We start from the raw sequence: 15211 nt of genomic DNA, 5'->3' as shown, positions 1-15211 counted from the left end.
GGTTGTATCGAGTTGTTTTTTAGCGTATCTTGTGCTTTCCAAAAAAAAGCGTGTTGGCTAACTTATTTGTACAAATTTGGAACTTATATAGTCTGTTTTCTGCTTTTTCTTACAAATAAATAGCCCACTCTCTCCGCTTTTGCGTATTCTGCTCCTCACTACCCCTATTAACATCATTCTATTTTGCAGCCCGCTCCTATTTTACTCGAAAATATTTTCCTTTTTTGCTTTCTATCTTGCTCCTGTTTGGCTGTTTCTTTTTTCTTTTTTTCTTTTTTTAGGAAAAGAAAAAAAGAAGTTTTATTCTCTTTTTTACAAAAAAACAAACCACTACAAGAGAATAAATGGACAAAAATACGCGAACTAACGTCGGTAAGAGGTAGCTTACTTTTTATATTTAACTTTTTACAAAGCTACAATGGCATAAAAAAAAGTAACTCTAATACATATCCTTCTTTGAATTTGATTCTCTCTTGTTCATTATTTTTTCTGTCTTATTTTTCGAATTTTTCTAATAGCCCTGCACAGACCTTAGAAAAGGTTACTTTGCAAGCGGCTCACCCTTTTTTAAATCCGAACCTACCCCTTATCGAGCTGATAGATAGGAACGAGATTGCTTCTATTGCCCCTCAAAGTGCAGTGTGGATAGATAGCACTTCTAATCTAACAATAAAAGATATTTTAAATTTAGAACAAAAAGGAGAAAAACCCTTAATCAAGCCTTCTGGATTGCCTATTCTCAATTTTGGAAATGCGACTCACCCCATTTGGGTAGAGATGCAATTTATCAACAAAACGCCAAACCAAGATTGGGTCTTAGAATTGGGAAGTGCTATGATAAATGCCGAACTTTATTTGCTCAATCAAGAGGGTGAAATAGAACAAAAACAGAAAGTAGGACAATTTTATCCTTTTCATTTAAAAGACTATTTCAATAATTTTATCATTTACAACCTCGATTTAGAATCGCAAAAGCCCTATCGCCTCTTTATCAGAATAGAAGGCAATTATGTGCAAGTGCCAATTTATGTCAGCACGCTTAAACCTATTTTCAACTTTCGTCACCGTTTCGATTTTGTCTGGGGTATGTATTTCGGTTTTGTTATCTTAATTGCACTTTACAATAGCTTTCTCTTCATTACGCTACGTGATGCGAATTATTTTTATTATATTTTTTATATTCTTTTAGTTGGCATGGGATTTGGGCAAATGCGTGGCTATTTGTATGAGTACCTACCCGACAATATCGCGATATGGATTGCAGAAAATGGAAGTCTAACGATTTCTTTATCAGGCATATTGGCTTTGCTTTTTACGCAATCTTTCTTAAATTTAAAGACTTATTCAAAGAAATTTTTATACATCTGTTACTTTTTTATGCTACTTTACGCGCTGGCAATCGCTGTCGTGCTGGCAGGGAGCATCTTTTGGGGCAGTATCCTGAATCAGTTATCGATTGTGAGCAGTGCTATTTTTATGATAATTGCTTCTATTTTAGTTTATAGAAAGGGTTATCGTCCTGCCAAATTTTTTACGATTGCTTGGGGACTTTATATGATTTTTATTTTGATAGGAGTAGGCGCAGGCGCAGCCCTTCTGCCCTATAATAATTTTACAGGTGATGCCGCCGCCATAGGAGGAGGGTTGGAAATGCTTTTGCTTTCTTTTGCCTTAGCCGATAGAATCAATTTCTACAAGCGCGAACAGGCGATTGCGCAAGCGGAAGCCCTTAAAGTTGCAGAACAAAACCGAAAATTAGTAGAAGAACAAAACAAAGTTTTGGAATATAAAGTCAGTGAGAGAACAGAAGAACTTAATCTCATTAACGAAGAACTTACCATCAACATAGAACAACTTGATGGACAAAGGCAAATGATTGAAGCAAAAAATAAGGACATTACAGCCAGCATCAACTACGCCAAAAGAATACAAGAAGCCGTTTTGCCTAATCTCAATTTATTTACGCAAAATGCTCATTTTCAAGGGTTTGTCTTTTTCAAACCGCGCGACATTGTATCGGGAGATTTTTACTTTTTTGCAGAAAAAGAAAACTATATCTTTATTGCCGCCGCCGACTGCACAGGGCATGGCGTGCCGGGTGCTTTTATGTCTTTTATCGGAATTGATGCCTTACAAGAGATTATTCACAACCAAAATATAAGCGAACCCAAGATGGTGCTTGCTTCTTTACACCAAAAATTGATGCGCTATTTAAAACAAGATAACAATAATTTGAACAAAACAAGCAAGCAACTTTCACACCTAAAAGTTCAAGACGGCATGGATATTGCCCTAATAAGGTTTGATAAAAATACAAATAAAATTAGCTTTTCGGGGGCAAAAAATCCACTTTTCTACCTACGAAAAGGAGAGTCTTTTTACCTAAAAGGAACAAACTTATCCATCGGTGGAGATGGTTTGGAAGCCGAATCCGTTTTTGAACAACATGAAATTAGTGTGGAAAAAGGCGACATTTTCTACCTCTATTCAGACGGTTTTCAAGACCAATTTGGCGGCGATTTCGGGAAAAAAATGATGAGCAAACACTTTCGAAACTACCTTGCTTCTATTCACAAACTGAACCTTGCAGCACAAGAAAAAGCATTATCTCAAAAATTAAACGATTGGATAGGTACAAAATATGAACAAGTAGATGACCTGCTTGTTATGGGTATAAAATTTTAAAAATATCAAACACTATCCTTAATCTCTGCTTAGAATGGCGTTTTTATCTGTAAAAAATTTAAGTAAAAGTTATACCAAAGGGCAGTATGCCTTGCAAAACGTATCCTTTCAGACACAAAAAGGCGAAATTCTGGCTCTTTTGGGTGAAAGTGGTAGCGGAAAAACGACCCTATTGCGCCTTCTGGCGGGTTTGGAAACGCCCAATAGTGGGGAAATTCTACTGGCTGATGCTGTTCTTTCGAACGAAAAACTTTGGGTCAAGCCTGAAATGCGAGGTATCGGTATGGTTTTTCAAAGTTATGCTCTTTTTCCCCACCTAAACGTATGGGAAAATGTGCAGTTTGGGGTGCGCAATGCGGTGCAAAAAGCCTATGCGACTCAACTTTTAGAAAAATTAGGCTTGTCAGCGTTCAAAAAACGTTATCCTCATCAACTATCAGGCGGGCAGCAGCAACGCGTCGCCTTAGCGCGTGCCTTGGCTCCTTCCCCGCGTCTTTTGCTTTTAGACGAACCTTTTTCAAACTTAGATGAAACACTTAGGCGTGAAGTAAGGCGAGAGTTGCGAATTTTCTTACATCAGTCAGAAATGAGTGCGATTTTCGTTACTCACGATTTACAAGATGCCCTTGCCGTAGCCGATACGCTGTTAATTCTCAAAGAGGGTAAAGTTGCACAGTTTGGAAAACCCGACCAAATTTACCAAAATCCTGCAACGCCCTATGTCGCCAACTTCTTTGGAGGCATCAATCAAACCCAAGCAGAAGGATACTTCCGCCCCGAAGATGTGAAAATTTACCCACTAACGGCAGCGACGGAATTGGAAGAAAAGGCAACAAAAAATCCCTTTTTAGCCAAAATATTACACAAAGAATATCAAGGAGCTTTTGAAAAAATCTGGCTGCAAAAGGAAAATGGGGAAATCTTTGAAGCCTTTTACCAAGCCGAAGCCAAGTTGGAAGTTGGGGAAAAGGTGCGCTTTGAGTTGAAAAAAACATATCAATTTTCTTCTTAAATTTCATACCATTTATTTAATCAATATGACTTCTAAAACGCTTGTTTTGATACGGCACGCCAAATCTTCTTGGAAAGATAGCACTTTAGCCGACTTCGACCGTCCGCTCAATAAGCGTGGCAAGCAAGATGCCCCCATGATGGGTGAAATTTTAGCCTCCAAAGAGCTTCGCCCAGAGGCTTTTTACCTTAGCCCTGCTAAAAGAAGCAAAAAAACTGCTGAAAAAATTGCCGAAAAAATTGCATTCCCGCAGCATCTTTTAAAGATAGAAGACCAACTTTATTTTGGTGGAAGTGAAAAAATCGTACAATGGATAAAAAAACTTAACAATCATTTGCATACTATTTTTATCGTTAGCCACAATCCCGACTTAAACGACTTAGCTGCCTATTTTTTAGGGTCTGATTTTTTCAACCGCCAAATACAAAACTTGCCCACTGCCAGTTTGTTGGCACTGCAAATACCCGTAGAAAGTTGGCATCAAATTGAACGAGGAAAAGCCAATCCGCTTTTTTATGAATATCCAAAAAAATACAAATCTAATTTGATAAAAGACTAATTTTAAAAAACTTATATCGACAAAGCGATATAGCTTAAAAAGCCATATCGCTTTCAAATTTATACAAACTTAACTAATTAAAATACTAAAAATTTGTGCTGCCGTTTGATTGCAAAACATAACGGAAGGTGTAATAACGGGCTGCATCAGTAGCCGTTGGATTCGCAGGCGCGTCTTTGTAGTAGCTCAAAATTTCCAATTTTGCATAATTTCCCTCGCCCGTTTTCAAAACAATTACCCGCCCTGCAATGGGTGTGATGGTATTCGACTGGGGATTGTAATTATACCAACCATTTCCTGAACCAATTGGAATCGCCAAATCCGCAGGTGCGTTGTCCCCTTTGAAAGTGGCTGTGGTAGGCACTTCGCTCAAATCCTCGAATAATCCTGTGTGAAGGTACGCGCCCCCTTTGCCTACGCGCGTAGCCCCCCCATTGACGATAAGGGTAGTGCCGTTAAATCCTATGTCCCATTGGGTAGAGGCACTATCAGTGTTAGAAATGATTTTATTTTCTTTTAAATTGTAGAGCGTAAATTTGCCTGTGCGCGGCTGTGTGGCATCAGCGGCGAGGTTTTTTACCGTCTGTGTTGCTAAAACAGGTGCGGGACTTTCGTCTTCTTTATCCTGACAAGCAGAAAAAGAAAGTACAATCATAGAAAACAAAATAAATAAAAAGGCGAAAGAGATGTTTGATTTTTGCATGATAGTAAAATTTAATGATGAAGAAATTGTATTAGAAAAAGAAAGTGGTGCGAATGTAAAGCAAGCGTCCTGCTAAGGAGGGAATGTAAGTTTGATTTGTGAAATTCAGGAGGTTTTCACCCCCAATTTGTAGCTGTCCCCATTGTTTTTTAGGTTCAATATTTGCTTTTTTCTTTCTAAAAAAGTTTTTACCAAGTGCAGCCTGCCAAGTAGTATAGCCTGCAATGTACTCATTGGCAGCATCTAAGACCAGATTTCCATTGCGGTCGGCAAAGCCATAACGTCCGCGATAAAGACAACGCAAGTTGGCAAAAAGTCCATTTTTAGGATTTTGATAAAATACTTTTAAGTTTAATAGATGCTTGCTTCTATTAAATAAACCACCATAAGATGCTCGCGTGAGGCGACGTGTCTGCAAGGTTTCGGGGTCGCGTGCAAAGAGTTCGCCCTTTCGAATCTGCGCCAAAACGTCCTTATCTGCGGTTTGAAGATATTGATAACCTGCTGAAAATGAGAGTGTTGGGGTAGCCTTATAGGAAAGATTTAATTCTACCCCTTGCGTCAGAACGCTGTTTTTATTGAGGTAGGAAAAAATGTTTTGCCCATTTTGAGTGCGTGCCACTACCTGCGTTTCTATGAGGTCTTGAATATCGTTGCGGAAAAAATTGGTTTCTATTTTGATTTTATCTTTGAGCATATCGAGCTGGAAACCAACGTTGTATGCCATAGAACGTTCTGCCTTCAAAACGCCCATTTGCTCAAAATTGATAAAAACATCTGCAATTTGGTTACCCATTTCTTGAATGTAATTTGCAATTTCTTCCGAGCCATAAACCGAATAACCTGCAACGGCATTGTTGAAATTTAGGTATAATTGTCTAAAATCTGGTGCTTTAAAACCGCGCCCTAAGGAGGTCTTTAACCAAAGGCGAGGCAAAATTTGATAACCAAAAGAAAGTTTAGGACTTAATTGGTTTCCATAAACAGAGTGCGCATCTATTCGTGAACCGATTAAAATATTGAATTTTTCATTTGGCGTAAAATCATATTGCAGATAGCCGTAATGGGCGTAAAAACGCTGCTTTTCAGCGTAGCGTGTCGCCTCAACACTTTCGTCAAGCCTGCCCAAACCGAGTGTAAGTGTGTGCTTGTCGTTGAAGAAATAATCGCCTTGCAGTTCGGGACGTGCAAAAGTTTGGGTGAAAAATGTTTCTTCAAATAGCTGATTATCAGCATTTTGTACCAAGTTAGAAGTAGCTTTGTAGGAGGAAAGGTAATAACGAAGTTGCCATTTTGATTTGTTTCCCAAGCGAAATTGAAAAGAAGGTAAAAAATTAAAATCCTCAACTTTTCCAGTGCCTGATACAAGGAAAGGACTTTCATTTGTGCCTAAATCAAAACGACTGCTTTGATTTTCTGTAAAAAATCTTGTTGAAATATTAAATTTTACTTTGTCATTGAAATCATATCCAAATTGTGCCTGTGCGGTGTAATTCTCAAAAGGCTCTACTGTCTGTCCATAACTTTCAGGCGTAAAATCATAGCCCTGCGAGGCGTATCGATTGAGAAAGGTAGAGAGATGCCATTTTTTCTTCTTTAAAGCTAAATTTGTACTAATATCAATAGTTTGATTTGTACCATATCGCAAAGCAAGGTCGGCAGAAGTGGTTTCTGCCTTTTCGGTAATGATATTGATAACGCCTGCCAACGCTTCCGAACCATAAAGGCTTGAACTGGGTCCTTTCACGATTTCAATTTGCTTGATATTGCCCACTGCCAAGCGCGAAAGTTCGAGCGTGCCTGCCGTTCTGCCAATAAGTGGCTCGCCGTCTATCAAAATCAGGGTATAATCGGGGGCAAAACCTTGAATTTGTATGCCGCTGCCATGGTCATGCATCAGGGTTAGCCCTGTTTGCTCCTGCAAAATTTCGTGCAGGCGCAGGCTGCCCATCTGTTGAATTTGGCTTTTGGAAATTACCTGCATGGGAAGATTGACATGGGCAAGTTGTTTTTCGGTGCGCGTAGCCGTAATGACGACGGCTTGCAGCACTTCTTCTATTTTTTCCAACGAATCAAGCGTTGCCTCCCATTCTTGCGAGGTAGTGCCTGCCGTTTGTTGCGCCCTAAGTGCTTGATTTTCAAGCAGTAAAGAGCTGAATAGGGCAATTATTATTATTTTAAAATTCATTTTCATATAGATTTTAATTTTAAATATTTTTTAGCCAAACTAAATGTTTCCATCTTGGATATTCTTTTGCGATAAGTAGCGCATTTGCCAAAAGCAAAGCACCCGTCTGCAAGAGTTCTGCCCAATCATTTGGTTCTAAAAACAAATGAAATAAGAAAATATGTACCGTAATTGGCATCAGTAGAACAGCCGCCAGAAAACGCATATATTGGCTCAATAGCAAGACTCCGAAAAGTAGTTCGCAAATACCTAAAAATTGCCAAAAGTAATTTGTTTGTTTCATGCCAAAAATATAATTTCTGATTTTTAGCGTTTCTATATCAGCGGTCATTTTTGCCGCCCCTTCTTTCTCTACTTGTGCTATCATTTGGGTAGGAGCAGGAATGGGCTTGGCAAACTTTTGATAGCCGCCATATAGCATAAAAACTCCTACAAAAAGAGTAAGGGCTACATAACCTATTTTTTGGACTTGTTTTAAGATTTTTTCGTTCTGCATTTTTGTAATATTTGAGGTGAGAAGCTCATTTTTTTTAGAACTTGCAAGGCTATTTAGAAAGGTTCTAAACAATATGGGTGCAAACATAGGGCTTATTTAGATTCCTTCCAAATAATTTTCGAGAATTATTTGGATTTGGTCTAAATAAATACAACCTTTGCAGTGTCAAAGCGAAGGCGGAGCAAGATGGGAGTTTGGCAATTTTGCTTACTTACTTGATTTTCAAGCTACTATCCTTTTCTTTATTATTTCGCTTTTAAATTTTCTATCTCAAAATATCAAACTCATGAAAAAACAAAACTTTCTCTCTCTTTTCCTTTTTGTGCTTTTATTGGCATCTTCATTTTCCCTTTTTGCACAAAAAAATAACCGCCCACAAGAAAAGCAGGCGGCAGATGCAAAAGCCATTAAAAGCATGTGTGGCTGTTATGAAGTAGAGTTTGCGTTTGGTGAAACTTTCGCACCTGATAGCAACTATCAATTCAAACCCAATTATCTTTCAGGTGGCTTGGAATGGGTTGAATTAGTAGAAGATAAAGCAGGAAAAATTGTACTTCAACATCTTCTTATCGTAAATGATACTGTAATTATTAAACATTGGCGACAGGATTGGCTTTTTGAAAATACAAATTTTTATGATTTTGAAAAAGATAATACTTGGCGTTTTAGAAAAACAAAACCCGAAGCAGTAAAGGGACAATGGACGCAGCGCGTTTTTCAGGTAGATGACAGTCCGCGCTATGAGGGTTCTGCTACTTGGGTGCATGTAGATGGGCGAAGCTATTGGGAAAATACAACCGATAGCCCTTTGCCTCGTCGTGAATTTACAAAACGCGATGACTATAATGTTTTGAAGCGTCGTAACCGCCATGAAATTACGGCTTATGGCTGGCTTCATGAACAAGATAATGAAAAAATATTGCGTCAGACTTCTAATCTAAAATCAAATTATCAAGATACTTGGATTGCCAGCGAAAAAGGATTGAATCCGTACCGCAGGGTAGAAAGTAGCCGCTGTGAGGCAGCGCAAAAATGGTGGGCAGAAAATCAAGCGTTTTGGGCAGCAGTGCGTCAGGAATGGACGCGCATTTTGGAAATGGAAAATGATTTGGTGCTGCACAAAAGCGTAGAGGAAAAACCTCTTTTTATGCACATCTTTCCTTTGAAAGATACTAAGGAAATTCGTCCTACAATAGAAAAGTTTTTCAAGAAAGAAAACTAAATTGAGTTTTAGTTCGTTTTATTTGTTTTGTGAGTATTTTGTCTTTCTGTTTATTGCATAGCCTTAGAAGGAAAATAGAAACAGTGTTTTTTTTATGAGAAAACACTGTTTTTTTATGATTTAGATTGAAAGCAATCTATTTTAAAACCTCTATTTTTTTGAACTTTTAGTAGCAGTAGCGGACTTGGTTTTGCGCGTGGTTGGCGTTGGTGCTTTTTTAAAAGCCTCTAAATTTAGGAAAATATCTTTATCAAAATCCAAAGAAATGCCTACTTCTTCTACCGCTATGGGGCGAACCTGCGTTTGGTAGGCTTCCATAGAAGTAAGCAGCAGTTGTAGGTCTTGCGGGGCAGCATATTTTACCAAGGCATTGAGAAAATAGGGGTTGTGTGTGATGATAAAATACTGATTATCAGCATCTTTGGCAATTCGTTCGGCTAAATTTTTGGTATAAAAAGGAAACATATAGGCTTCGGGTTCTTCCAATAAAATAGCCGCTTGATGATTCGAGCCGATTGCCGTCTGGTAAAAAATCATGCGTTGAAGTGTATCAGAAAGGCTGTCGTATGAATAAGTATATAAAATATTATCTATATTTTTGATGATATGAAACTCCCTTTCCTGACTATTTAATGACAAGTGATAACCTTTTTCCAAGATGAGCTTAGAAACCTCTTGTCTTAGTTTTTTATTTGTGAAAAGAAGTGTAAATAAGTTTTTACCAAAAGGTGGTAGCAAATATTCGGAATATTCGTTAGAATAATTTTCCATTGTTTTGAAGCGATAGTAGCGAAAAGGCAAATGCTGTTCTATGTTTTGCATTTGTCTATCATATTCGCCTGCATAATTGAGTTTGAACTCAAAGACTAATTCATCTTGATTCCAACCTTGCCCTTTAAAGATGCCGTTTTCAAACCGTATCGCGCATTTGTATTCTTTCTGTGCGGCGGTGGCGCGAATTTCTATATCTTGCTCCACTTCGTTGTCATAAAAAAGTTGTTCCGCTTTTTTAAAGCGCACATAATCCTTCAAATTTCGCACATGGCTGCTGGCGAAAAGCCCTAAGGCTTCGAGGATATTCGACTTGCCTGAATTAGGCTCTCCTATCAGGACATTGATTTTTTTGGCTTCAAAACTAATATTTTGTATAGATTTGAAGTTTTTGATTTCTATTTTTTGTATCATTGCTCCCAAGAATGTGATAAAAATATGACTTTGTGAATACAATAGCAGAGAGGAGGACTGAAAGGTGCGGATAAAAAAACGCGCCTTCTAAATCAAGGCAGAAGGCACGTTTTGGGTCGGCAGCGAAAGGGCAAACCTTATTCGGGCATATCTTCTGAATCTGTGTCGATGCCTGCATCGGGATTTTTGCGCTGCTGACGGACTTTTTCGTAATTAACGGCAGGGCGAAAGGCAGGATTTAGAATAGCCGCTTTTTGCAGATTTTTTGCCGCCAACTGATACTGTGCAGTTTCATTTTGGAAAACGCCTAAGGCAAAGAACGCCATAGCACGTGCGCCCCTATCGAGCGAGGGCATATTGCCAATACCTTGAAAGAGGGACTCTGCCTCGGCAGTCTGCCCTGTTTTGTGCAGGCAGATGCCATTGTAAAAATTGACTAAGGCATCGCGTGGGTTCATGGCTAAATAGCGATTGGTGTATTCGAGGGCATCATCATAGTTGCCGATTTCCATGTAGAGTTTTGATAGGCTCTTGTAAATTTTGAGCTGCTCGGCAGGAGGCAACATAAACTTGCGCTGCTCGGTAGCCGAACCTTCCAACTTTCCATCTTTGGCTTTTTTATCCATTTCCAAACGAAAATTGAGCTTGGCAATGGTAGAGTCGTTGCCTTTGATGAGGTCTAATTTCGAATTCAAATCTACCGCAGGTGGGAATCCTTCTCGCATGCCTAAGGCTTTTCCCAAAAGTTCTTGCATCAGGGCAAAATCATAAATTTTGAAATAAGCATCTGCCACTTGCACGTAATTTTCGGGCGTAAATTCTTGAATACGCTTTTCGTAAGGGCTGCCTTTGGTAATTTTGGCAAACGCCTCGTTAGATTTCTGATACTCACCAAGCATGTGGTAGGCATAACCCAACTCGAAGTAGTCTTTGTCGAATCCTTCGCCCACTTCCTCGCCATTTCCTTGTATCATCTCTTCCAGAATGGCAACGGCTTTTTTGTAGTTGCCCATCGTATTTTCGTATCGCGCATCAAAATACATCACTTGCGGCATGCCCGGTAGCAGTTCGTGCGCCGTCTTGATGTGCTTGCCTGCTTCCGATATTTTGCCTTTTCTAAAAAGCAAGTCTATGATGCGAAATTGGTAGGTAAAACGCTCATCTAACTGCTCATCATTGGTCTTGGAATAGGCATCTTCTAAGGCTTTTACGGCACTTTCGATGTTGCCGATTTTAGAATAAATCGCAAACTTCATCTCATAGGCAGCAATATGGTCGGGAAACTTTTTGAGCAATTCATCAAAACATTCTACCGATTCCTTATACTTTTTGCCCTCGTAAATACAGGCACAGCGCGATTGGTAATAATCTACGTTGTTGGGTTCTTTGGCAATCGCCTTGTCGTAAGCCGCCATCGCCTGTGGAAAAGCAAGCTGCTTGCGAAACTGCTCGGCAGCGTAATATTCATTTAAACCTGCGCCCTTTTCTCCTTGGGCTTGTAAAAATGAGAAGGGGAACGCCATTAGAAAGCCCCAACAAGCCAAATAGAACAAGCGTATTTGTGGTTGTTTCATGAGATTAAAAATTTTAGATAGTTGATGATTGGGATAGAAAATAGACATCAAGAATAGACATCAAGAAGATGATAATCAAAAGATAGAACTTGAAAGCGGGACACCAAAAGGAGGCAGAGCAGCCAATAAGACGCGCTACCTCTATCCACTACTTAGGCAAAACTATGCCAAATCAAAAGTAGCATAAAAAAGGCAAATTAGAAAAAAATAAGCGATTTATCGCCCTTTCTCACCGAAATTTTATAGAAAAGAGAAAATAAAAAATAACTTTGACAAAGGCGGTCTGATAGACCTGCGCTTTATCAAAGTTAGAGTGGCTTGTTTGAAGCGGCAACTGTGAGAAGAAGCAAACAAGACACGACCAAGACACGACTTCTATCAGTGCTTGATGATAAACTTCTTAGTTACAATATTCTGATTATTGACCGAAATGGTGTAGAAATAAATTCCCGCCTTGTATTCCGATACGGGAATCTGAACCTGTGCATCGAAGGCAGAGAGCTTAATTTCCGCCACCAAAGAGCCTAAGAGGTTGTGTATCAAGACCTTAGCCTCATCACTGTTGTTTTCTAATTGATAGGCAAAGTTCAAAACCTGTGAGGCAGGATTGGGATAGGCTTCTGAAATCTCTATCTTTGCTTTCTGCGTATCGTCGCTTAATGGATAGAGCTGTTGAGCTTGTAGGGAAAAACTGGGCAGGAGCATCAAAAAATGCAAGCACAAGCCGAACAAGAGCGCGGCTGTGTTTTTTCGCTTAGAAAGCGCGTTGAATAGGGATTTTAATTTTGACATTGTTGAAGTAGTTTTTTTTCATGCAAGGAAGGGCAAAGGAAAAGAAGCGAAATACCGTTTTAGGTGAGAAAAAACGAATGAGAAAAAACGAAAAAGAAGGCGGCAAAAAACAAGGGCTTCTTGCCTTTCAAATACGGAAAAGCCCCAAATAAGTTACTTTCCTTTGGCAAAGAAGTGGGAAAAGCGGTTTGGAAAGCCACTTTTTAAACTTTTTTAGGCAGCAATGGGGGCTTGATGGCGTTGTTACAACGATAAAAGCCTTAAATGCACCCCACCCCAAACCCCGCCCCCATAGGGCGGGGCTTTTATGCGGTATCATTTTTTTATGCGAGCATAAAAAAATGATTTGGTTTTCGAACCCTCCCCTATGGGGGGAGGGCAGGGTGGGGGTTCAGCAGGTTTGCACCAAGCGCAAAACCCCGTTTTTTGACTTTCTGACCGTTGTAACAACACCGTCTCGATAGCAAAGTACGTGTTTTTTTCCCAAAGATGCACTTGTTTTTTTTATGACTACAAAAAAATGTTTGCCAAACTCCATTCATAGCCAACGAAAAGCCTTATCGGTTTTCTAAAAGGCTAAAAAGCCTGAAAGCAAAAAGGGTTTGACTTTTTGCTGCGAAAAGGGTATCTTTGTTATTTCAATTTGTAAAAGCCCCTTTTTTCTTATGAGCGATATTATCAAACTTTTGCCCGAATCCTTAGCCAATCAAATTGCGGCAGGTGAAGTGGTGCAGCGTCCAGCGTCCATTGTCAAGGAGCTGCTCGAAAACTCGGTAGATGCGGGCGCAACACAAATCCGCCTCTTAGTCAAGGAGGCAGGCAAGAGTCTGATTCAGGTGATAGATAACGGAAAGGGCATGTCTTTTACAGATGCTCGCATGTGTTTCGAGCGACATGCGACCTCAAAAATTAGCCGCCCCGAAGATTTGTTTGCCATTCGTACCTTCGGCTTTCGTGGTGAGGCAATGGCTTCCATTGCTGCCGTCGCGCAGGTAGAGCTGGGTACGCGCCGCAGTGAAGACGAAATTGGCACAAAACTCTACATCGAAGCCTCCGAAGTGAAGCGGCATGAGCCTGCCGCGCTGCCTTATGGCACTTCTATTGCGGTGCGCAATCTTTTTTTCAATGTGCCTGCCCGTCGGAAATTTCTCAAATCTAATAGTGTAGAGCTAAAACATATCGTAGAAGAATTTGAGCGTGTAGCCTTAGCCAATCCGCAGATTGCTTTTTCTTTGCACCAAAATCAGCAAGAAATTTACCAACTCAAAGAGGGCAACTTGGCGCGAAGGATTGTGTCCATGTTTGGAAAAAATTTCCAGTCCCTTTTAGTACCCTGCCTACAAGAACTCAACGGACTCAAAATTTATGGCTATGTAGGCAAACCCGAAGCCGCAAAAAAAACGCGCGGCATGCAGTATTTTTTTGTCAATGACCGCTATATTCGCCACAATTATCTCAACCATGCCGTTCTGACCGCATACGAAGGACTTATTTCGAAAGATTCCTTTCCGTTTTATACCATTTTTATAGAAATGCCTGCCGAGCAGATTGACATCAACGTGCATCCTACCAAAACCGAAGTGAAGTTTGAAGATGAGCGCACGCTCTATGCTATCGTCGCCGCTACGGTCAAACAAGCCTTAGGAATCCATCAGGCTCTGCCTGCTATTGATTTTGAAGTTGATGCTAATTTTTTACAAAATGCCCAAATAGACCCCGAAGATTACGACCCCGAAAAGCTCATAGAAGGCTTTTTGGAAGACCCCAACACGCAAGCACATTATGAAAGTGGAAATTGGCAGGAATACGACAAGCAAAATCCAAACCGCCTCAATGAGGCTAAAAACTACGCCGCCAACGCCCTCCCTGCCACTGAAAAAAGGCGGCAAGACAATAATTTGCGCCATTGGGAACGACTTTATTCGCCTCTCTACCAACCCGATGACGCGCCCCAGATGGGTGCAGCCTTTGAAAAGGAAGGCAATCAGGAGGCTTCAAATCCGCCCTTCGAGCTGCCCCAAGATGCGGCTTTCCCCGAAAATTACAGCGAAGCCCTATGGAACGACCTGACAGAGGAGCAGCACTTTTATCAGGCAGATTTTGAGGCACAAAACGCGGAAAACCTTTCACAGCCACTCAATAGCAAAGCCAATAATGCTTCTTCTTCAAAATCATTGCCCTTTGTTGCCCCCCCTTTTGACCCCAAAAAAGGAAAGGAAGGCGACTTCTTTACCCAAACGCCGCTGGTCTTGCTCCACCAATATTTGGTTACGACGCTCAAATCAGGACTCATGCTCCTGCATATCAAAGCCGCCAAAGAGCGAATTTTTTACGAGCGTTATTCGGCACAAGCCCAACAACAACGCTCTCTTTCCCAACAACTTCTCTTTCCACTTCGCCTCCACCTTTCGCCCACCGACTTGATTCTTTTAGACGAAATTAGGCAAGAATTAGAACAGTTGGGTTTCCTCTTTCACAAAAAAGAAGACCAACAACTCCTACTTGAAGGCGTGCCTGCTGATTTGCCCACAGAAAAGGCAGGAATTTTATTTGAAGAAACCTTAGAACAATTCAAACAAAACAAAAAGCATTTAGACTTACCCATACGCGATTTGCTCCTGCGAGCCTTAGCACAACGCGCCGCCCAACGAAGCGAAACACACCTGCATGGCGAAGCCGCCAAAAGTCTTATAGACGAACTTTTCGCCTCCTCGAATCCCTACTATGCGCCTGATGGTAAAAAAATTGTAGTAGTTTTGAATGAACAAGATTTAAGCACTTTTTTTTAGCAAAAA

At 40.2% G+C, this 15211-nt stretch carries 11 protein-coding genes; 5 read left to right on the top strand and 6 right to left on the bottom strand.

Going from position 1 to position 15211, the window contains the following annotated elements; genetic code table 11:
* The first annotated feature begins 456 nt into the window (after window positions 1-456).
* Genes G500_RS0118450 through G500_RS0118440 form a run of 3 tightly spaced genes read left to right on the top strand, consistent with a single transcriptional unit; the run spans window position 457 to window position 4256 of the window.
* A complete protein-coding gene (locus G500_RS0118450) occupies window positions 457-2685 on the top strand; it encodes a 7TM diverse intracellular signaling domain-containing protein (protein ID WP_154657223.1) in 2229 nt (742 codons plus the stop codon).
* 34 nt (window positions 2686-2719) lie between these two features.
* Window positions 2720-3697: an ABC transporter ATP-binding protein gene (locus G500_RS24195; RefSeq protein ID WP_086047966.1), complete on the top strand. Its 978-nt coding sequence runs from the start codon at window positions 2720-2722 to the stop codon at window positions 3695-3697.
* 25 nt (window positions 3698-3722) lie between these two features.
* Entirely contained in the window at window positions 3723-4256 is a 534-nt protein-coding gene (locus G500_RS0118440; RefSeq protein WP_035758032.1) for a SixA phosphatase family protein, read from the top strand.
* A gap of 85 nt (window positions 4257-4341) precedes the next feature.
* Here the strand turns inward: G500_RS0118440 and G500_RS0118435 are convergent, their stop codons facing one another.
* From G500_RS0118435 to G500_RS0118425, 3 genes are read right to left on the bottom strand one after another with little or no spacing between them, the layout of a single operon-like run.
* On the bottom strand, window positions 4342-4959 hold the full coding sequence (locus G500_RS0118435; RefSeq protein ID WP_051203871.1) for an HmuY family protein: 618 nt from the start codon (window positions 4957-4959) through the stop codon (window positions 4342-4344).
* 31 nt (window positions 4960-4990) lie between these two features.
* A complete protein-coding gene (locus G500_RS0118430) occupies window positions 4991-7147 on the bottom strand; it encodes a TonB-dependent receptor plug domain-containing protein (RefSeq protein ID WP_051203876.1) in 2157 nt (718 codons plus the stop codon).
* A 19-nt stretch (window positions 7148-7166) separates the two neighbouring features.
* On the bottom strand, window positions 7167-7643 hold the full coding sequence (locus tag G500_RS0118425; RefSeq protein ID WP_027003608.1) for a DoxX family protein: 477 nt from the start codon (window positions 7641-7643) through the stop codon (window positions 7167-7169).
* Between the two features lie 157 nt (window positions 7644-7800).
* On the opposite strand from G500_RS0118425, the gene G500_RS0118420 reads away from it, so the two are divergent.
* Window positions 7801-8865, top strand: a complete 1065-nt coding sequence (locus tag G500_RS0118420) for a DUF6607 family protein (RefSeq protein WP_211220176.1) — start codon at window positions 7801-7803, stop codon at window positions 8863-8865.
* A 150-nt stretch (window positions 8866-9015) separates the two neighbouring features.
* On the opposite strand, the gene G500_RS0118415 is transcribed toward G500_RS0118420, so the two are convergent.
* The 3 genes from G500_RS0118415 to G500_RS25285 form a co-directional block, all read right to left on the bottom strand.
* A complete protein-coding gene (locus G500_RS0118415) occupies window positions 9016-10050 on the bottom strand; it encodes an AAA family ATPase (protein WP_027003606.1) in 1035 nt (344 codons plus the stop codon).
* A 137-nt stretch (window positions 10051-10187) separates the two neighbouring features.
* On the bottom strand, window positions 10188-11624 hold the full coding sequence (locus tag G500_RS0118410) for a tetratricopeptide repeat protein (RefSeq protein WP_027003605.1): 1437 nt from the start codon (window positions 11622-11624) through the stop codon (window positions 10188-10190).
* Window positions 11625-12002: 378 nt separating this feature from the next.
* A complete protein-coding gene (locus G500_RS25285) occupies window positions 12003-12416 on the bottom strand; it encodes a T9SS type A sorting domain-containing protein (RefSeq protein WP_051203870.1) in 414 nt (137 codons plus the stop codon).
* A gap of 665 nt (window positions 12417-13081) precedes the next feature.
* Here G500_RS25285 and mutL point away from each other — a divergent pair.
* Window positions 13082-15205, top strand: a complete 2124-nt coding sequence (gene mutL / locus G500_RS0118385; protein WP_027003604.1) for a DNA mismatch repair endonuclease MutL — start codon at window positions 13082-13084, stop codon at window positions 15203-15205.
* Window positions 15206-15211 lie beyond the last annotated feature (6 nt).

Source organism: Hugenholtzia roseola DSM 9546, assembly GCF_000422585.1.
GTDB classification, from domain to species: domain Bacteria; phylum Bacteroidota; class Bacteroidia; order Cytophagales; family Bernardetiaceae; genus Hugenholtzia; species Hugenholtzia roseola.
This window is presented reverse-complemented; position numbering and strand designations above follow the sequence as displayed.

What these genes read in the sequence shown, in the direction of transcription:
- G500_RS0118410 (WP_027003605.1), bottom strand. Translation starts at nt 11,624, where the DNA reads ATGAAACAACCACAAATACGCTTGTTCTATTTGGCTTGTTGGGGCTTT.
- G500_RS0118425 (WP_027003608.1), bottom strand. Translation starts at nt 7,643, where the DNA reads ATGCAGAACGAAAAAATCTTAAAACAAGTCCAAAAAATAGGTTATGTA.
- G500_RS24195 (WP_086047966.1), top strand. Translation starts at nt 2,720, where the DNA reads ATGGCGTTTTTATCTGTAAAAAATTTAAGTAAAAGTTATACCAAAGGG.
- G500_RS25285 (WP_051203870.1), bottom strand. Translation starts at nt 12,416, where the DNA reads ATGTCAAAATTAAAATCCCTATTCAACGCGCTTTCTAAGCGAAAAAAC.
- mutL (WP_027003604.1), top strand. Translation starts at nt 13,082, where the DNA reads ATGAGCGATATTATCAAACTTTTGCCCGAATCCTTAGCCAATCAAATT.
- G500_RS0118440 (WP_035758032.1), top strand. Translation starts at nt 3,723, where the DNA reads ATGACTTCTAAAACGCTTGTTTTGATACGGCACGCCAAATCTTCTTGG.
- G500_RS0118415 (WP_027003606.1), bottom strand. Translation starts at nt 10,050, where the DNA reads ATGATACAAAAAATAGAAATCAAAAACTTCAAATCTATACAAAATATT.
- G500_RS0118435 (WP_051203871.1), bottom strand. Translation starts at nt 4,959, where the DNA reads ATGCAAAAATCAAACATCTCTTTCGCCTTTTTATTTATTTTGTTTTCT.
- G500_RS0118430 (WP_051203876.1), bottom strand. Translation starts at nt 7,147, where the DNA reads ATGAATTTTAAAATAATAATAATTGCCCTATTCAGCTCTTTACTGCTT.